The sequence below is a fragment of the Prodigiosinella confusarubida genome (assembly GCF_002847015.1).
GTDB classification, from domain to species: Bacteria; Pseudomonadota; Gammaproteobacteria; order Enterobacterales; family Enterobacteriaceae; genus Prodigiosinella; species Prodigiosinella aquatilis.
Genome location: NZ_CP025085.1, coordinates 3,891,060 through 3,910,202 on the forward strand (window position 1 = coordinate 3,891,060; position 19,143 = coordinate 3,910,202).

General features: G+C 48.3%; 18 protein-coding genes and 1 pseudogene. 7 read left to right on the forward strand and 12 right to left on the reverse strand.

What is annotated here, in order from left to right:
* Window positions 1-61 precede the first annotated feature (61 nt).
* The 8 genes from CWC46_RS17700 to CWC46_RS17735 all read right to left on the reverse strand — a co-directional run bounded on the left by CWC46_RS17700 (window position 62) and on the right by CWC46_RS17735 (window position 8,360).
* Window positions 62-1,003 carry an oligopeptide/dipeptide ABC transporter ATP-binding protein gene (locus CWC46_RS17700; protein ID WP_021015216.1) on the reverse strand — a complete coding sequence of 314 codons (942 nt, stop codon included), beginning with the start codon at window positions 1,001-1,003 and terminating at the stop codon, window positions 62-64.
* Window positions 1,000-2,025 carry an ABC transporter ATP-binding protein gene (locus CWC46_RS17705; protein ID WP_021015215.1) on the reverse strand — a complete coding sequence of 342 codons (1,026 nt, stop codon included), beginning with the start codon at window positions 2,023-2,025 and terminating at the stop codon, window positions 1,000-1,002. The genes CWC46_RS17700 and CWC46_RS17705 overlap by 4 nt, the downstream gene beginning before the upstream one ends.
* A gap of 2 nt (window positions 2,026-2,027) precedes the next feature.
* Window positions 2,028-2,945: a D,D-dipeptide ABC transporter permease gene (ddpC, locus tag CWC46_RS17710; protein ID WP_021015214.1), complete on the reverse strand. Its 918-nt coding sequence runs from the start codon at window positions 2,943-2,945 to the stop codon at window positions 2,028-2,030.
* A gap of 5 nt (window positions 2,946-2,950) precedes the next feature.
* Window positions 2,951-3,967 (reverse strand): ABC transporter permease, encoded by a 1,017-nt coding sequence (locus tag CWC46_RS17715; protein ID WP_021015213.1) that lies wholly within the window; start codon window positions 3,965-3,967, stop codon window positions 2,951-2,953.
* 194 nt (window positions 3,968-4,161) lie between these two features.
* Window positions 4,162-5,679 carry an ABC transporter substrate-binding protein gene (locus CWC46_RS17720; RefSeq protein ID WP_237160240.1) on the reverse strand — a complete coding sequence of 506 codons (1,518 nt, stop codon included), beginning with the start codon at window positions 5,677-5,679 and terminating at the stop codon, window positions 4,162-4,164.
* Window positions 5,680-5,838: 159 nt separating this feature from the next.
* Entirely contained in the window at window positions 5,839-6,429 is a 591-nt protein-coding gene (gene ddpX / locus CWC46_RS17725; RefSeq protein ID WP_021015211.1) for a D-alanyl-D-alanine dipeptidase, read from the reverse strand.
* Window positions 6,430-6,488: 59 nt separating this feature from the next.
* Window positions 6,489-7,364 (reverse strand): MurR/RpiR family transcriptional regulator, encoded by an 876-nt coding sequence (locus tag CWC46_RS17730; RefSeq protein ID WP_021015210.1) that lies wholly within the window; start codon window positions 7,362-7,364, stop codon window positions 6,489-6,491.
* 222 nt (window positions 7,365-7,586) lie between these two features.
* Window positions 7,587-8,360, reverse strand: a complete 774-nt coding sequence (locus CWC46_RS17735) for a hypothetical protein (protein ID WP_021015209.1) — start codon at window positions 8,358-8,360, stop codon at window positions 7,587-7,589.
* 657 nt (window positions 8,361-9,017) lie between these two features.
* Here CWC46_RS17735 and CWC46_RS17740 point away from each other — a divergent pair.
* Genes CWC46_RS17740 through CWC46_RS17765 form a run of 6 tightly spaced genes read left to right on the forward strand, consistent with a single transcriptional unit; the run spans window position 9,018 to window position 14,094 of the window.
* Entirely contained in the window at window positions 9,018-10,568 is a 1,551-nt protein-coding gene (locus tag CWC46_RS17740) for an amino acid adenylation domain-containing protein (RefSeq protein WP_021015208.1), read from the forward strand.
* Complete coding sequence (locus CWC46_RS17745) at window positions 10,555-10,827, forward strand: phosphopantetheine-binding protein (protein WP_021015207.1); 273 nt, start codon at window positions 10,555-10,557, stop codon at window positions 10,825-10,827. Before CWC46_RS17740 ends, CWC46_RS17745 begins: the two co-directional genes overlap by 14 nt.
* A gap of 2 nt (window positions 10,828-10,829) precedes the next feature.
* On the forward strand, window positions 10,830-11,777 hold the full coding sequence (locus tag CWC46_RS17750; RefSeq protein WP_021015206.1) for a chlorinating enzyme: 948 nt from the start codon (window positions 10,830-10,832) through the stop codon (window positions 11,775-11,777).
* 15 nt (window positions 11,778-11,792) lie between these two features.
* Entirely contained in the window at window positions 11,793-12,455 is a 663-nt protein-coding gene (locus CWC46_RS17755) for an alanyl-tRNA editing protein (protein ID WP_021015205.1), read from the forward strand.
* A 9-nt stretch (window positions 12,456-12,464) separates the two neighbouring features.
* Window positions 12,465-13,382, forward strand: a complete 918-nt coding sequence (locus CWC46_RS17760) for a DMT family transporter (protein ID WP_021015204.1) — start codon at window positions 12,465-12,467, stop codon at window positions 13,380-13,382.
* On the forward strand, window positions 13,375-14,094 hold the full coding sequence (locus CWC46_RS17765; protein WP_021015203.1) for a thioesterase II family protein: 720 nt from the start codon (window positions 13,375-13,377) through the stop codon (window positions 14,092-14,094). Before CWC46_RS17760 ends, CWC46_RS17765 begins: the two co-directional genes overlap by 8 nt.
* A 68-nt stretch (window positions 14,095-14,162) precedes the next feature.
* Here the strand turns inward: CWC46_RS17765 and CWC46_RS17770 are convergent, their stop codons facing one another.
* The gene (locus CWC46_RS17770; protein WP_021015202.1) at window positions 14,163-14,729 is read right to left on the reverse strand and encodes a helix-turn-helix domain-containing protein; all 567 of its coding nucleotides are present in this window, start codon (window positions 14,727-14,729) and stop codon (window positions 14,163-14,165) included.
* Between the two features lie 823 nt (window positions 14,730-15,552).
* Here CWC46_RS17770 and CWC46_RS17775 point away from each other — a divergent pair.
* Window positions 15,553-16,662, forward strand: coding sequence for an SDR family oxidoreductase (locus CWC46_RS17775; RefSeq protein ID WP_021015201.1), 1,110 nt, complete (start codon window positions 15,553-15,555; stop codon window positions 16,660-16,662).
* Between the two features lie 51 nt (window positions 16,663-16,713).
* Here the strand turns inward: CWC46_RS17775 and CWC46_RS23705 are convergent.
* The 3 genes and pseudogenes from CWC46_RS23705 to CWC46_RS17785 form a co-directional block, all read right to left on the reverse strand.
* Window positions 16,714-16,851: pseudogene (locus CWC46_RS23705) on the reverse strand (IS256 family transposase); the annotation flags it as partial.
* 188 nt (window positions 16,852-17,039) lie between these two features.
* Window positions 17,040-18,170: an ATP-binding protein gene (locus CWC46_RS17780; RefSeq protein WP_237160189.1), complete on the reverse strand. Its 1,131-nt coding sequence runs from the start codon at window positions 18,168-18,170 to the stop codon at window positions 17,040-17,042.
* The gene (locus tag CWC46_RS17785) at window positions 18,116-18,865 is read right to left on the reverse strand and encodes a response regulator (RefSeq protein ID WP_021015199.1); all 750 of its coding nucleotides are present in this window, start codon (window positions 18,863-18,865) and stop codon (window positions 18,116-18,118) included. Before CWC46_RS17785 ends, CWC46_RS17780 begins: the two co-directional genes overlap by 55 nt.
* Between the last annotated feature and the right edge of the window lie 278 nt (window positions 18,866-19,143).

Consider the following 19,143-nt stretch of genomic DNA (forward strand, 5'->3'; position numbering starts at 1 on the left):
CACCGTCACGGCTAATCCTATGGTCTTCCCTATTTTCATATCCAGTATCTTTTTATTTTTTTTATAACCGATGGCAACGCACCGCGATACCAGAGGCCGTCGGTAGTAGATCCTGCGGTTTCTGGCAGCGTTCATCCGCGTAAGGACAGCGCTCACGGAAAAAACAGCCCTGTGGCAGATCACGATTGCTGGGCAATTCGCCCTTACGGTCAGTCTGCCCGTCATCGAGAGAACGACCCGCCTGTGGAACGGAGTCCAGTAGCAAGCGGGTATAAGGATGTTGCGGTGCGCCAAGCACCTGTTGTGTCGGGCCGAGTTCGACGATTTGCCCAAGATACATCACGGCTACGCGATCACTCATGTGCCGAATCACCGAGACATTATGGGAAATCAGCACAAAGGTGAGATTGCGCTGTTGCTGTAACTCCACCAGCAGATTCAGGATCTGCGCCTGCACGGAGATATCCAGCGCCGACGTGGGCTCATCCAGCACAATGATATCCGGCTCCGACGATAATGCCCGCGCAATGGAAATACGCTGACGCTGACCGCCGGAAAACTCATGCGGCAATCTGTCGAGATACTCTTGCCGAATGCCGACTTGCGCGGCAAGCTCTGCTGCCAGCGCCCGCCGTTCGGCCACACTGTTATGTTTTTGCACATAAACCGGTTCGGTAATAATACGCCAGACAGGCAGGCGTGAGTCGAGAGAGGATTGCGGGTCCTGAAACACCATCTGCATACCTGAGCCGAACCAGGAACCGTCCTGCCGGGCGCGAACCAACTGGCCGCTGCTTGGTGACTGTAACCCCATCAGCAATTGCGCCAACGTACTTTTACCACAGCCGGATTCACCCACAATGCCCAGCGTCTCGCCACGCAGGATGTCCAGGTCCAGACCGTTAAGCGCATGGACAAACGTCTTGGGTTTTCCCAGCCAGTTATAACCGACCGGAAAGTGTACCCGCACATTCCGTAATTCCATCAAGGATTCACTGATCATGACGTCGGCTCCTTCTTCGCCTGTTGTGGATGCCAGCAGGCAACCTGTTGGTGACCATTATCGTTCAGCGCCATAAGTGACGGGGAGACACTGCATTGCGCATCGACATGCTGGCAGCGACCACAGAAACTACAGCCCGGCGGCAAATCTGCCAGATTGGGCACCGTACCGGGAATGGCCTTCAGCATGCTGCGTGGCGCTGCATTTTCTGGCGCGGCCTGTAACAAACCGATCGAATAAGGGTGTGCGGGATGGCCGATGACCTCATCGGTAGTACCACTTTCAATCACCTGCCCGGCATACATCACATACACCCGGTCGCAAAGCTGTGACACCACGGCCATATCATGAGTGATAAACAACACCGCCGTGCCACTGGCTTGCGCTTTTTGCTGTAGCAGGCGCAGCACCTGGCGCTGTACCGTTACATCCAGCGCGGTAGTAGGTTCGTCGGCAATAATCAATTCCGGTTCACAGGAAAATGCCATGGCAATCAGCACCCGCTGGCGCATACCGCCGGAGAGTTCAAACGGATAGCGGTTCATCACCTGCTCGGCATCCGCTATCTGCATCTCCCTGAGTAAACCGATGGCCTTAACCCTTGCCTGCTGATAGCTCAGTGCCTGATGCAGACAAATCACCTCACACATCTGACGGCCAATTTTGCGTGTCGGGTTCAGCGCGTTCATCGGCTCCTGAAAGATCATCGCTACCCGGGCGCCACGCAGAGTGCGCATCTGTTTTTCGCTGGCGTTCACCACGTCTACACCCAGCATACGCAGTTGCCCCCCGGTAATGCTAAAACCCTCTGGTGGCAACAATCTCATCGCCATCATGGCCGTTACAGATTTGCCCGAACCGGATTCCCCCACCACGCCGACGATTTCACCGGCGTTCACGGTCAACGACACCTGATTCAGCGCGTTCACCTGCCCACCGTACACCGGAAAAACCAGTTGCAGCCGGTCAATTTCCAGTATCGGCGCAGACGCATCAGGAGGTATTACTGTGGCAGTATTCATGGCTAGCGCCCTCTCCCTTTCGGGTCCAGCAGGTCACGCAGACCATCGCCGAACAGATTAAAACCGGTAGCGGTAATCAAAATAGCCATACCCGGAAATGCCGAATACCACCACTGATCGAGAATATAATTACGCCCATTCGCCACCATCGCCCCCCACTCGGCGGTCGGTTGCTGTGCCCCCAACCCGATGAACCCCAGTGTGGCGGCCATCAGGATCGAGGTGCCGATATCCAGTGAAGCCTGCACCACCAACGGTGGCAGTACATTGCGCAACACATGCCAGGTAATGAGGTGCCAACGCGACGCGCCAAAAGTCCGGGTAGCCTGCATATACGCCTGATGACGCAGCATTAGCGTTTGCCCACGGGCCAGACGCACATAGAAGGGAATACGCACCACGGCAATCGCCAGCATGGCATTGAATAGACTCGGTCCGAGGGCCGCTGCCAACGCCATGGTCAGCACCAGCGACGGTACCGACAGCATGATGTCCATACCACGCATAATCAGCGCATCCGCCATGCCGCCAATCACCCCGGAAAAACAACCGAGCAGTGAGCCAACCGTCCCAGCCAGTATCACCACCGCCAGACCGGCAGTGACCGACTGCTGGCTACCTATCAATACGCGGCTGAACAGATCACGTCCGACTTCGTCGGTACCGAACCAGTGCACGGCAGACGGTGCCTGCAAACGGGCGGCCAGGTCGATAGCATTAGGATCGAACGGCACCAGCCACGGTGAAAACACCATCAGCAACAGCACCATCAACATAATGGCCGCGCCGATCAGCGTCAGCGGGCTACGGCTTAGCAAGTAAAAGGTTTTGCGCATACCGGCAAAGCGCGAGCGCGATGTCACCGCGGTGGCGGTCACCGCACCACAACTCTCGTTCATGACAGGTTCAATCATAGACATCCGGTTCACCCCTCTCGTCCGATACGCGGATCAATCCACACATAGAGCAAATCCACCAACAGGTTGACGATCACATAGGCGAACGACACCACCACCGCAAACCCCATCACGGCTGGGAAATCCAGCGCCTGAATCGAATTCACCACGTAAGCCCCCATACCAGGCCAGGCAAAAACAGTTTCGGTCAACACCGCACCATAAAGTAAATCACCGAGTGCCAGCCCAAGCACAGTTACCGAAGGAATCAGTGCATTAGGCAATGCATGACGCAGGATCACCCGCCAATGAGACAACCCATTGGCCCGAGCGGTACGGATATAGTCTTCTCCCATCTGTTCCAGCATCGCCGAACGGATTTGTCGGGCGACAATACCCATATGGACAAACGCTAACGTCAACGCTGGCATGGCAAGATGCCGCAGACTGTTCCACAGGACAGCGCTATTGCCGGTCAGCAATGCATCGATTACGTAAAACCCGGTGATATGCGTAGGCGGATCGAGCCAATCGTCCAGCCGGCCGCCACCCGGCAACAGGTCTAGATGGCCATAGAACAGAATGATCACACCCAGCCCCAGCCAAAACGCCGGAGTTGAGATGCCAAGCACCGACAGAAAGCGCACGAGGTGATCAAGAAACTTATTACGATAAACCGCTGACAACACCCCCAGCGGTACGCCAAGCAAGATGGCAATCAACAGTGCACTCAGCGCCAATTCCAGCGTCGCCGGGAAGAAAGCGCGCAAGTCTTCCAACACCGGCCTGCCGGTACGAATTGAGACACCCAGATTGCCGTGCATCAGATCATACACATAGTGATAAAACTGCACATAAAGCGGCTTATCCAGCCCCAGTTGCTGACGAATATGCTGCACAATCGCATCACTTGCATGGTTGCCTGCCAGCAGTCTTGCCGGATCACCGGGGATCAAGTGCGAGATGATAAAGGTGATGACACACACACCTAACACCACCAGTGCCAGTCCCCAGCAACGTTGGCGAATAATGGTCCAGAAAGTCATAAACATCCCCTGACCGGCTCACAACACAATTTACCGTTTATCTTTCAAGCGGCAGTGGTACCCAAACCTCAGTCACTGAGTTGACTCAGCGCCTGGGTTCTGTTGGATTACCACCTTCTGTACCTTGAAATCTATCGGGTATAAATGCTGTTCGCCGGGTATAAACCGTCACTACACAGAGCGTTACCGCGCGGCTACTTCTTGCTCATTTGACCCACGTTAAACACCTGCTCCAACATCGGGTTGAACACAAAACCCTGCACCTGCTTATTCATCGCCACCTGATAGTTCTTCTGGAACAGATACACATAGGCCGCATCGTTGATGACGATTTTCTCTGCCTGCTGGTAGTAGTCCGTACGCTGTTTTTGATCCGAGACCAATACGGCCTTTTTCAGCAACGCGTCCACCGCGGGATTACTGTAGAAAGATCGGTTTCCCGGCAAGCCTTTTTTATCCGACTCGAACCAGTAGTTCATGTACATATACGGGTCGGCGAAATCTGGGCTCCAGTTACCGATAGAGATGTCATAATCCCCTTTACCGATACGGTCGCGCATAGTGGCATTGGCCAGTTTTTCCAGCTTCACATGAATGCCGACGGAAGCCAGTGTGGCCTGCATGGAAAGCGCGATGGATTCCCAGTTCGGATCGTTATCCGAATAGAGGAAGTCCAGCGTCTGGCTGTGATCTTTCACGTTGGACAGTGCAGCTTTGGCCTTGGCCAGATTCAGGCTGTACTGCATTGCCGTAGCATCAAAGCCCCACATACCGTCGGGGATCGGGCCACGCATTTGTTTGGCGTTGCCACCTAGAATCCCTTTCACCATGCCCTGATAGTCCGTCGCCCAGGAGATGGCACGGCGGTAATCGACATTATTCAGCGGCGCTTTGGCGTTGTTGAGATACAAATATGTCACACGCAGCGCCGGGAACTCGTCTACTGCCACTTTGCCTTCTTTTTTCAATGCCGCGAGTTGATCGACAGGCAGCGAATCCGCAATATCGATATCGCCACGGGAAAGCTGCAAACGGCGGGAAGCACTTTCACCGATGATCTTCACCGTAACGCGTTTAAAGGCCGGCTTGGGGCCGTGATAATAGGTGTTTGGCACCATGACCAACTGCTGCCCTTTTTGCCAGCGCGCCAGCATGTACGGACCGGACCCCGCAGTGTGGGTGGACAGCCAGGCTCTGCCCTGATCGTCAGGATGTGCTTTGGCGATAGCCGGGTTCACAATACTTGCGCCGTCGTTTGCCAGTGTATAAAGGAACGGGGCAAAGGGCGTTTTTAGTGTGAAACGCACCGTCATCGGATCAACGACCGTCACCTGCATATCTTTTGGAAACGCTTCCGATGGACCTTGCCCTATCTGCATCAGACGATCGAACGACCACTTCACGGCAGCCGCGTTTACTTCGCTGCCATCATCAAACTTTTCTCCCGGCTTGAGTTTGAACGTCCAGACCAGTTGGTCGTCTGATGCTGTCCAACTGGCGGCCAGTTCACCTTCTACCTGCGTCGAGCCTTTACCGTTTTCAGTTTTGTACTGTACCAATCGCTGATACGCCGGATAGGTTACCGTCCAGTCGTTGTTATCGATGGTGACGGCCGGGTCGAGTGTTTGCGGGTCGGCTGCCTTGCCAATTACCAACATATCCTTGGGTACTGCCGCCTCAGCCGGTAACACAGCGCCAGCCATGGCGAGCATGATGGTTCCGGCTACAACGCAGCGGGTAAACAGAGGGTGAAGTGGTGGTGTTGTGCTGGTTATAGCGGTTATTACTGTCGTTATTCTCATGGCAAACTCCTGAAGCAGATAAAAGTTATCGACTGGTGTTGTGATAAAGCCTAAGGACGAACAAGACTGTCACTGGGCCGATATCGGCGGATAACAGCCGAAACGGTCAGTTAACAGCGGGTACGACACCGCGTCTGGCAGTTCGAAATGCCACCATTCGCTGGTAATCCCCCGATATCCTCCGGCTACCATCACCGCATTGAGCAACAGGCGGTTACGCTGAATCTGCGGGGGGAAATCAGGGTAAAACGGGTGAGAACGTTCGTGCATTTCATCAAAATCAGCCCCCATATCGAGCGCCTCACCCTGTTCGTTCAACAAGGTGAGATCGATTGCCACCCCACGGCTGTGATGGGAACCACGACGAATATCCACCACATATTCCGGGTTGGGGAATGCCGTCCACAGGCAGGCCTGTGCCTGCTGCGGGCGATAAGCATCAAAAATTTTCAGACCGAAACCGGCCAACTTTGCCACTGCGGCACTGCGTACCAGAGCCTTAGCCGCATCAGGATGCAGGAGACAGTGATGCTCCCGGTAGATAGGCTGACCGGTCAGGTTATCGGCGGTGGCGTATTTCAGGTCGATGACCGCATCCGGCAGTAGTTCGGCGATATCCACCAGCACCACGTTGTCATCGTTAATCAAACCGTTTTGCATCACGGCATTTCCCTCTCTCATCATCAAAATCGTGCAATACAGTCGCAGTCCACTCAGCGTCAGGATTCGAACTGACCGAACTGTTTTTGCAGCTGACGGTTATCCGCCAGTCGTTGCTCTATCTCCGTACCACCAAGCTCCAACACTGCCGAAATCAGCAAGTTAAACAGACAACTGAGTGGTGCCAACGAATCCCAAAACTGCCCCGTATCGGTCTTCACTTGCAACAAATCGACGGGGTAGTCACGCGCCCAGGGGCAGTAAATGTCGGTAATTAATGCCACATTCAGGCCGCGTTCACCGGCTACCTGACAATATTTCTGGGCTACCACTGAATAGGCGCGAGTATCGGTCACCACCAAATACGGCGAAGCAAATTCCGAATTCAGCGATTCCACATAGGTGCCGGAAAGCCCGTCGGCGAAATAGACTTTGGGGCGCAAATACTCCAGATGGCTGTAAAAGGCATTAGCGATCCCGCGGGTGGACTGAATACCCAGAATAAACACCGCCTCTGCCTGGGCCAGTCGGCGGCTGATGCGGGCGAAGCTCTCGCTCTGCGCTAGTTGATAGACATGGTTGATGGCCTCCAGTTCTAGCGTTAACGCCTGCTGCAACTTTTGCGGTTGCGGTTGCTGTCGACGTTCCTGATAGGCACCAAGACGATCCGTCACCAGCCATGGCTGATAGAGGCCACCGCTGTTTTGCTGACGCAGTGTGCGTTTGAAGTCATCCAGATTGCGGTAGCCGAGACTGCGCAGATAACGCCCCACCGAAATGCCGCTGGTGGCCGCACTGCGGGCAATACTGTCTGCTGTTTCAAACGGCACCTGTGCCAGATTCGCCAGCAGGTATCCGGCAATGCGTTTGCCTGTCGGCGTCTGTACCGCAAACGAGGCTTCTATCTGCGCAATGACATCCTGGTTATCACTCATCATCGGCCCTTTGTTATTCATCCATCATACTTATGACATTTGTTATAAAAGTAACAATGCATGGATTATGCCAATACTGAAATAAACGTGGTTTTTTCATGACAAGCAGTGTGCGACAAGGAGTTAGCAGGAATACGCTAAAATGAAGGGATAACAAGAGAGAGGGAAACAAGTCACCATTGCACAACAAACAGGCAACCTGGTGAAGCTATGGTGCAATCACTATAAAGCGACGCTTGCCGAACGCCGCATGACGCCGGTCAGCAAAACCGTGACAACCACTGACGCCATAAAAGCCAGAATAAACGTCGCCAGCACCCCAGCCCAGAGTATCAGTTCCCGGATTACCACATAGAACAGGATGACTCCCGTTGCACTGACTGCGTTACCACGCACCACGGCGGCCATGTCTCCTCTTCCCCCTTGAATGTGGGCAAATAGCGTCAACGGCCAGGCAATAACGGGGACAGGAGCAAGCATGCCACTTATCTGGGGGCCGAGCAGGTGCGCAGAGGAGGTAATCGCAAACAGCAACGCTGTTGCCGTAAGCATACGCAAAGGAATATCCCAGTATGGTACTGCCGGTTCTTTTACTGCCCGCTCACCACGGTCAGTTAACCGCAGGATGATGATAATCGCCACGACACTGACAATAATCGCGCCTTCCGTTGACGTTAAGAATAGAAACAGTGTGGAGATCATCCCAAAGAAACAGATAGCACTGACACCAGCCACCAGGATGGAAAAGAACCGGGTCAGGATGAAATAGAAAAGATAGGTGAGTAATACCGCACTCAGTCCGGATAACGCTGCGCCAGCCGCTTCGGCAGCAAAATGCGGCCCTTGTTCGATCGCCAGAAAGACAGCCACCGGGCCAGATGTCAGCGGCATACCGGAGAGTATACCGCCGACGAAACTACCCCACTTCCGGACAGCCAGAGAAACGACAAGCATCAGAATCGGCGTGACAAGCAATTTAATGGTAAATATGTCCAAGTATGCCACCGCCTTTATTAACGACCAGGTTAACCATCGATGAACTGAACAATGCAGTTCCTTTCCCTAAAAAATGACATTTAATTAAATAAATTCAAAAAGATATAAACCAACGTCATCGCTGACCGCCCGGTGATAGACAATCAACAATATGCAAGCGACTGCTCTCTCTGCAACCGCGCTGAAACAGTCAAATTGAACCGGTTATCTGTTTCGGTATATTGGCCTGTCTCTCATCACTGGGCAATAGTCCATTTATCCCCATCATCGTTTAAACCGCAAGCACGCTAACGCCCCCATGCCGGCTGCCATCTTCCTGCATCTTGAAGCCTATTGGATATAACACATCAGATTTCTCTGTATTTATCACTTGATCGTTCTAAACCACACGCTAACCGATGGTTAGCAATCTACAGAGAGGCCTCATGTTTAGACGCAGATTCAAGTGTTCTTAATAAGAAACAATAAGTAAAAATATTCGCATTGGTTAGGTTAAAAAAATCAACAAAAATAAATCAAAAACCACTAACTAAATGTAATTTATACATATTTAATTAAATCATTGTGTTGATTTGTTAAGTTAAAATTAACATATAAAAAATATTTGTTCGTTTTAATTTTTAATTGTATGTTTATTAAGAACGAAAGGAGGACAACGTGGCTACAAACCTGACCCCAACGCAAGAGCACGTAACGCCACTGCATTGTTTCTTTGACGCTGCGACAAAATATCCAGAGCGCATCGCAGTAAAAGACTGTGCCAAGAGCGTTTGTTACCGAGATCTAAAAAACCAGATAATCAATATTGGCAACTATCTGCGTGGACAAGACATCAAAACAGGTGATCTTATCGCCGTTGAGTTTTTTCCGTCGGTTGAACTTATAGCAGCACTACTTGCGGTACAAAGTGTAGGAGCAGCCTATGTACCTATAGATAAAAAAGCCCCCAGAGAAAGAAATCAGCTGATACTTGACGATGCTCAGCCAGCACTCATTATCAGTGATACGCAAACTTCATTGCATCCCGGCTTTCGTAGCAAAGACATTAGCGACATCATTAATGCGAAACCGACAGAAAATAGTCACGATGAATCAACGCCAGATGGAATTGCCTACGTGATTTACACCTCCGGCACGACTGGCAGACCGAAAGGGGTTCCCGTTTCCCATCAAAGCCTACGCACACTATTTGCGGCAACAGACGGCCTCTACCACTTCAGCGAGAAAGATGTCGTGTTGATGTATCACTCTTATGCGTTCGATTTTTCAGTCTGGGAGATATGGTCAGCTCTTGCCTATGGCGCCACGCTACTGATCCCGGATGAGGAAACCCGGGTGATGCCAGAGAAACTGGCCAGACTCATTAAACATGAGAGAGTCACGATTTTAAACCAAACTCCGACAGCTTTTTCCATCAATGCAGAAAAGCTTTGTCAGCTTAATCCATGGGAACTGTCGTTACGATTTATTATTTTTGGCGGAGAAAGACTCAATTTTCAGACATTAAAAAACTGGAATCATCATTTTGGTCTGTCTTCTCCGCTATTGGTTAATATGTATGGCATTACTGAAACTACAGTTCATGCTAGTTGGCACATAATAAATGAGAGTGATTTAAAACGATCCGAATCTAACATCGGAAAAATACTCCCTGGGTTTTATTATATTATCCGACCACTTGGTGATCATGAATGGCCAGATAATAGCGGTGAACTTTTACTGTCTGGTCCTCAGGTCACTTGTGGATATCTAAATATTGATAATGAAGAAAGTGGCAAATTTGTATGGCTGGAAAATGATGGTGTTTCACATCGATATTACTGTTCCGGAGATATTGTTCAACATAATGCCAATAATGATTTAATTTATTTGGGTCGCAGTGATCAACAAGTCAAAATTCATGGCTATCGTATAGAAATAGGTGAAATAGAATCAGTCCTGGCCCAAATGGAAAGTATCAATGATATATCCGTTATCGCTACTCATTCTGAGTTGCACGGCCATCACTTAGTTTGTTTTTTTACTTCTACGACGCCTGCTGCCGAAATTATTGAAAAATTAAAGTCTATGGCAAAAAAACTCTTACCAGTTTATATGCGTCCGGCACTCTATAGAAAAATAGACATTATGCCTAAAACAGTTAATGGAAAAGTTGATAAAAAAAATATTATATACTCACTCACTGGAGCAACCTATGAACATCACTAATGATATAATTAAACAAGATAGTCAAATTAAGTCAAAAGCATTAGAAAAATACATATCTTGGTTAGAAGATATACTAGAGCAGCCAATATCCAAGGATGAAAATTTTCTAGATATTGGTGGCCACTCTATGATTGCAATTTCATTGAACGAACGCGTTAAAAATGAATTCGGCCTTAGTCTTTCCATTGAAAGATTATATAACACAACGTTAGACGAAGTATTTTCATCTGCCAATTACCTTTCAGAAGAAGGATGTTAAAAATGAATAAAACACTAAACTTAAATGAAGAACAGTTAGCAAATTTTCATAACAATGGATTCATTGGTCCACTCACTATTTACACCCCGGAAGAAATGGCGGAGATGTGGAATACAATACGCCGTCAACTACCCAATCGTAGTAACGCAGCTTATCCAGCAGACTCTTATGGCGCGGCTACCAATATATCAAACTATGATCGCCACTTAGATATTCAACTACTCAGCCAGCATATTACCAATCCACAGATAGTGGCGGCCGTATCCAGTATTCTGGGTGACGATGTCTTGTGCTGGAGAACAGAGTTTTTCCCAAAATACCCAGGGGATGAAGGCACGGATTGGCATCAGGCAGACACTTTTGCCAACGCCAGCGGTAAACCACAAATCCTGTGGCCCGGTGAAACTGAAGAGCAGTTTGGTAAAGGAACATTGACAGTTTGGACCGCTTTTACCGATGCGACAATTGAAAATGGCTGTCTGGAAATCATGCCTGGCACCCACAAAAAAATGAACTATGACGAAACCAAGTCGATGGCTTACCAGACCGACATTATTAATGCTTTGAATAAAGAAGGAAAAAACCGTGGATTCTTTGGTTATGACTACCGGAATCTTCAAGTCGATCCAAACTGGAAACCGAATGAAGCACAAGCCGTCCCACTGGAGATGAAAGCGGGCCAATGCGTGATCTTCTGGTCAACACTTATGCACGCTTCTTATCCTAATATTTCCGAAAAAAACTATCGTATGGGTTTTGCATCCCGCTACGCGCCAAGCTACGTCGATATTTATCCGAATACTGATCAGGTAAGTGAATACGGCGGGAATATCCCACTTGATAAGTTTGGCTGCGTGATTGTGTCTGGTAAAAATCACAACAGAAACAATCGTGTCGCGTCTCATAATTTGCTTGGTCAACCCTTTATCCAACTGTCAACTGGCGCGTAACGCGGGAGAAATTCGATGACTCAAATTCAGTGTTACCTTGATGATACTTACCGTTTTCACTCATCAAGTGAAATTATTGATAGCGGTTCTGATGAATCAGGCCAATGGATTGCACTAAAAGACAATATTTTTCATCCACAGGGCGGGGGGCAACCCGCCGATGTTGGCTGGGTCAATGATATCCCGGTTCGGGTTGGTAGGCTCTCCGCTGATAAAGTAATTCTCTATCCCGAAACGCCGCTGAGCACTATGGATAGCATCCCGTTGACCGCGACACTCTCCGCAGCGGATCGCTTGTTACATGCAGCGTTGCATACCGCAGGTCACCTTCTGAACTGGGAAATGCGCCAATACGGTTGGATGGCTGTCAGCGGACACCATTTCCCAGGCGAATCGCGGGTCGAGTTTTCGCCAATGGGCTCGACAGCCATGCTGGTCGACAAACTGCCATTACCGCTTATTCAGACAAACATTCAGGCATTGCTCAGAGATGGCCGCCCCGTCACAACCTGGCATGAAGAAGAAACGCGTCTCTGTCTGATTGAAGGAACCGAACCCATGCCTTGTGGCGGCACTCATGTAGATAATCTCAATAAGATTACCGAGTTCTCCATTAAGTCGGTCAAATTCAAAAAAGGTAAGTTACGTATCAGCTACGATGCCTCTCATGCGGTTTAAGGACTGACTATGTCTCATGACACATTGCAACTTCCCCGGTCCCAGCTTTATCTATTGGATTTCGGATTACTGGTTGTCGCCCTCTCCTGGGGAGCAAGTTATTCGTTAATGCAACTGACGGTTCGGGCCGGTGTTACCGTACCACTGTTTTTAATGCTTCGTTTTGCACTGGCTGTTCCTTTTATGTTTATCGGCACCCGGATACGTTTACGTGACATACAACGTGGAGAATGGGTTAATGGACTGATATTTGGCGGTTTACTCTATGCAATTCTGACGTTTGAAACCTTGGGGGTATCCCATACTACCGCAGCTAATGCAGGCTTTCTCATCGCCTTGTCTGTCGTTCTGGTGCCATTTTTTGAACGAGTGATTGGTAAACGTAAACAAAGTAAATTCATTTACTTTACCTGTTTTCTTTCTCTGGCTGGAGGAGGATTACTCAGTTTTTCTAATGCGACGGGTTTTGGGTTTAACAGTGGTGATACGTTGATTTTGATCGCAGCGTTAATCCGTGGGTTTCAGATCTTTATGTTCGGCAGACAGACTTCCGGCCAAAATTATTCACTGGTTAATATTACATTAATAGAATTGTTTACTGTTGCCATCCTGGGATTGGTTTTCGTTCTGCTATCTGATCCTACGTCGCTGAATATCATCCCGACTATTTCCCTTAGTGTCTGGGGATATATTCTGTTTTTAAGTCTGCTGGCCACAGCCTTCGCCTTTTTAATGCAACTGCACGCGGCAAAGACCACCAGTTCTACACGTGTCGGATTAATTCTTTCATTGGAACCCGCGTTTGCCGCCATGTTTGCCGTCTCGATTATGGGCGAAACCATCGGCTTACTTCAGGGTACTGGCGGGATAATCATTGTCTGTGCTGCATTGATGGGGCGTATTGCAGAAGGGAAACGTTATGAATGATCCACGCGCTCATCTGGTTATTTTCCATCATGCAGGCGGTAACGCGGCAGCATTGAGAACATTTGCTAAAAGTTTCCCCAGTGACTTTAACATCATTCTGATGGAGATGCCGGGTCGTGGACGTCGGCGCCAAGAGCCTTTATTGTTTGAAGCTGATAAAGTGATTCAGGACTTCTTTCCTCGTATCCCTGCTGAAGATCCGATTGTTTTCATCGGCCATAGTTTGGGAGCTTATATTGCCTATTTAATGGCAAGTTATTGTCGTACACGCGATCCATACAGAAATATTAGTTTGGTTGCTATTTCTAATTTACCAATTCACTGTCGGCAGTATTTTCCATCGTTAGACCTTAGTGATATATCACAACAACAGTTATTACAATTTGCGGAGCTGGCGGGCCAGCTTCCAGACTGGTTAAAGCAGAATGAACGGCTAATGAGGCAGTTTTTACAAGTATTCGCCGCGGATTTAAGCGTAGCAAATTCAATTAACACTGAGCAGGAGGCTCCTTTGGTGAATACGCCGATACTGGTAATCTATGGAAAGGACGATCCTTTACTCCCCTCGCCGCCCTATCGCTGGCAAGAGTGTACACAGGATACATTCCAAATGATCGGCATACCCGGAGAGCATTTTATATTAAATCAACACGAGACTGATATTAGTGGAATGATTACTCGATTTATTGATAAACATTATTGTATGGGATAGTCGCAAATTTAAATCAGCAAAACTGCTATTGCATAACAGGGAGCCACATGGCTCCCTGTTTGTTAATATCAAATAGAATAGGACATTACCACCGTTGCACTCACTGTTGCTTCAGGACATACATAAGAGTGCAGAACATCACCAGAAAAGGCATAAAAATCACCAGGTTGCAATACAATACTTTTATTATTTTCAAACCGGAGCATCAGTACGCCATAATGGATGATGATATGTTCATGTGTTCCGGAAATATGCGCCGGACTATTAATAATAGTCCCCGGATTCATTTGTAAATGCCATATTTCAGAGATATTCCCCAGCCCGATACGAAACTTCATGACCTGAGAATAGGGGGTCTCCATCGGAAGATATTTTTCCAGATAGGGATAGAGTTCATTATTGCCACCCAGTAGATCCCCCAATGGAAGACGCAGCGCGCTGGCAATGGCGTCCAGTGTATCGACGCGAGGATTAGAACTGCCAGACTCTAGTTTGGAGAGTGCAGCCTTGGATACCCCGGACAGTCGAGAAAGCTCGTTTAGCGAAATATTCCTTGCTAACCGTAACTGCTTAACTTTTTTGCCTATAGTACTGCAGGTTTTTTTTAATCCATCTTGCTGTTGAGTTATGTTCATCACTGAGCCGAGTACCAGTTATATATTTATTTATCATAACAGAATAAAAACACCCTTTCCGCAAAAAAAATACCCTTAGACCAAGCCATATTTAACACAAAATAGAACCTGAGATACTTATTAATACCTTCCTGAACATGATAAATACTCAGTGAGATATTAAAATAATTTATACTGGTTATATTAAATAACCGCTTTCAATCATTCAGTACATTACGTGTCCACACCAATTAAATGCGCAAGCAGTTATCATCTGATGACGACTCCCCAATTGATTGATGCATGGTAATGCCCTTTGGAGTCGGTTCCGATGGCAAGCATTGATGCCATTTATCCTTCTGTGGTGCAATAACCGCCAAGGCGGATTGGGCGCCACTCTATGGAGACTTAATGGAATAATGTGTAAATAATAACGCCTTGACATGCTGATACCGGCCCAGGTAAGTGTAATACGTTGGTCAGAATTCACAGCAATGTAAACCCTCCTAAAAAATTAATATTTTCCCTCGTGATATTGACATTTACCTATGCAGAGAATGGCTTAGAGTACAAATGTGATTATCGGTTGCCCCACTATTTTGTAAGCCCTGGTTTTACATTTGCTAACAGATAACTTACCAAATACACCAAACCTCCACAGAAATACGACAAAATCTCCATAATCAGCGTTTAACATAGCGAAAAGCACAACAGATTTAAGTCATGCAAGGATGAATTAAACGAGTCTGATTAGAAAATACTCCATGTATATAAAGAATGAAATAATCATGGCATTACTGCCCAAGCATTCAACATCGGCAAGATTTATAAAGGTGAAGGTGGCATGTTTAAGATTTTAATTACAGGAAGCACCGGTTTCATTGGGGGTAGTTTCATGGCCTATGCCTTGGAAAAATACGGAGCTGAAAATATCCTTACGATTGCCCGCGAAACCCAGGATAAAAGTGCACTGATACGTGTTAGGGAAAATCTAAAAAATTTTCATGTTAGTGATGAACTACTAGAAAAGTTATCTGATGATAATATCATCAATGGCGATCTATTGAATCCGGAACATTTTCTTAACGATGAACGCTTAAACGTTGTGACTCATGTTGTGAATTGTGCTGCTGTGGCTTCATTTGGCAATAATCCACGCATCTGGGCAGTAAATGTTGAGGGTACGTTTAAGTTAGCCCAAAAAATGGCTGAAGTTGAAGCTCTCCAGAAGTTTGTTCATGTTGGCACGGCAATGGCGTGCCTGCCGGAAAAAGGGGCGTTTGTCACTGAAAGATTATCCTCTTCCAGCCATGGTCAGCATATCGTGCCTTATACTCGTTCCAAAGCCGAAATCGAAGAACGAATAATAAAATATCTTCCTGGATTACCTTTAATTATCGCACGTCCATCCATTGTGGTAGGGCATTCTAAATATGGCTGCGAACCGTCGAGTAGCATTTTTTGGGTGTTCAGCATGGTGATTAAACTGAGCAAATATATGTGCTCGCTTCAGGATAAAATAGATATCATTCCGGTGGATTACTGTGCGGAAGGATTGGATCTACTCATGAATTGTGGCGATATCAATGATCCGATTTATCATATCTCTGCGGGAGAAAAGGGAGCGGTTACTTTTTCTGAAATTGACGCCTCATTCGCCGAAGCGCAGGGGACAGTCTCGATCTCAAAAAATTATGAACAGGTTGAATTTGACTATTTTTTAAAAAATAAAAGTAATTTCCGGATCATCTTTGGGGATTGCAATGAAAAATTGATGTTAAAGTCGATTTATTTATATGGTGAATTCTCAAAGCTTAACGTTATTTTTAGTAATGAGAAAATTGTTGCTCTAAGTTTAAAAGAACCAGCCCGGTTCACAACATATATCGACAAGTGTGTTAAAACCACTCAAGGAAAAAATATTATGGAAATGATGATGTGTGATTTTAAATAAACTTACAAGTCTTCGTGAATCTGTAAGTAATTATATGTAACTGCCACTATATTAATGGTGATCGCTCATGCGGTCACCAACCTCGAATAATAAAGCAGTTTATCACCAGCGCCAATTTTGGGTGGCCATACTCCATTTTTTCGATACTGCCTGTATTGCCAGATAAATGACCTTACATACTGAGTCATCTATCAGAACCTGGTACACCACCTTTAATCCTCCAACCACATGCCCAACAGCATTTTCTGGTCGTTGGTGTTGTAGCAGGCTTTAATTACAAAATAATAAAATAAAACAACTGGATACAGTAAATACAGCAAACAGTTTTGCCATTCGGTAATAAATTATAGTCTCATCGCTGTGGATTATTCCTCAATTTATAGTGAGCTATTTTTAGTCTCGGTTTTGTTAGGCCAGCGTACCTCGAAGAGGGTCCCACCAGTTAATGAGGGGCGGCAGGTCGCTTGCCCGCCATGTGCCAGCGCGATAGCCCGCACGACAGCCAATCCCAGTCCGCTACCGGCACCTTCGCGCGTGCGTGCGGAATCCCCACGCTGAAAGGCATCGAACACGTGGGCCGCAAGTGTTTCGGCAATTCCTGGGCCATCGTCTTCGACGCTCAGGTAGGATGAGTCATGCTCCACTCGCATCTGAACACGAACACCGCCGGGTACAGCGTGGCGTCGTGCATTTTCCAGCAGCGCCTGGAGAATTCTGGCTGGGTCACACCGAACAGGCTTGTCTTCCAAATCGAGTACCGGTGACAAACCGGCCGCGTGCAGGCTGGGTTCAAATAACTGCATGGCGGCCTTGATTTCACCAGAGAGGTCAGCGTCGCACAGCTGAATTTGCAGGTGACCACTGTCGGCAAGTCCTACCACCCTCAAATCCTCGATCAAGCGAGTCAACCCCTCAACCTGAGCGAGTAGGCTACGAAACTGCGCGGCGTCAGGTTCAAAAACGCCTTCGGCAAGCCCTTGAAGTCTACCCCGGAGGATGGTCACCGGCGTACGCAACTCGTGAGCAATCGCCGCGTTCCAGAAGGTTTGCTCTTGCGCCATACGCTGTAGGCGTTCAGCCATAGTGTTAAAGTCATGGACCAACAAAGCAGCTTCGCTCAACGAACTGTCGTTTGTGACTGCCCGGGCATCAAGATCGCCTTGCGCAATCTGACGGAGGCTCTCGGCAACTGACGTTAGCGGTAAAAGGATGCGGCGCGAGAGCTTAATGGCGACAGTGAGCGCGAGGGTCAGTGCGACAGCGGTGGTCGATAGTATCCAGCCCCATTCAAGCCCCGATGGTGCCCAATCGTCATTTGGAGGAAAGCTGTCCGGCCAAAACATCAGCAGGGCCGCATAAAAAGCATAGGATCCCAAGATGATCAGTAGAATGACCCCCAAAACCACTGCCATCATGGTCAGAGCAATCTGGCGGCTGAGTCCGGTCAATATTTTCATGAGGTACTGCCAAACTTGTAACCTACGCCGCGCACACTGGTGGGCACACATCTCACCCCAAGATCCTCCAGTTTCTTGCGCAGTTTGCTAATATGACTGTCCACCGTACGCTCCAGCGTGTCACCCTCTGGCAGGCAAACAGTCAGTAGTTCGCTGCGGCTGAATACCTGTCGGGGTGCTTTCGCCAGGTGCGCCAGCAGCTTGAACTCAGTAAGAGTCAGAATAAGAAGATGCTTGCGATGACCAAGGTCCACCGTGACCTCATGCTGGTCCAGGTCGATCTCGAAGATATCCACCCGCATGACTTTTGGCTCTGAACTCATGCCCCGGGCTGACGTTCGTCGCAACACAGCCTGTACGCGCGCGACGACTTCGGCAGGGTTGAAGGGTTTGACTACGTAATCATCTGCGCCGATACGCAATCCCATTAGCTTGTCGATATCCTGATCCAGCGCGGTAAGCATGATCACTGCCGTATCGCCACGATGGCGGATCTCGGATAGTACCTGCCAACCATCCATACGTGGCATCTGCACATCCAACAGCACAAGGTCGGGTTTAAGTGTCAGGTGTAGCTCCAGCGCCTGTAACCCATCAATGGCGTGGACGGTGCGTAAGCCACTACGCGTAAGATAAGCTGTCAGGATTTCAGCAATCTCAGACTCATCTTCGGCGATGAGTATCAGAGTAGATCCCTTACCATCATCCACTAGCTCAGTGGATAAATTATGTGGAAAGCCTGCCATGTTTATCTTTCTCGTTTGCGAGCATTAAATTTACCAATTTCATCATAATTCCACATATGTTCAACTCAAACTACATTCTTTTTTTGTAAAATCTCCACCTTTTCTGGAAGTACAACGGCAATTATAGTTCGTTGAATAGATTGATCCTGACCCAGCCAAAACCAGAATTCCGGTATGATAAATACGCCCCTGAATGGAGGTTGTGGCGATGAAAAAGTCACGATTTACCGGAGAACTGACGCTCCTCGCTATTAAGCAGACCGAACGGTGTAGTGCAG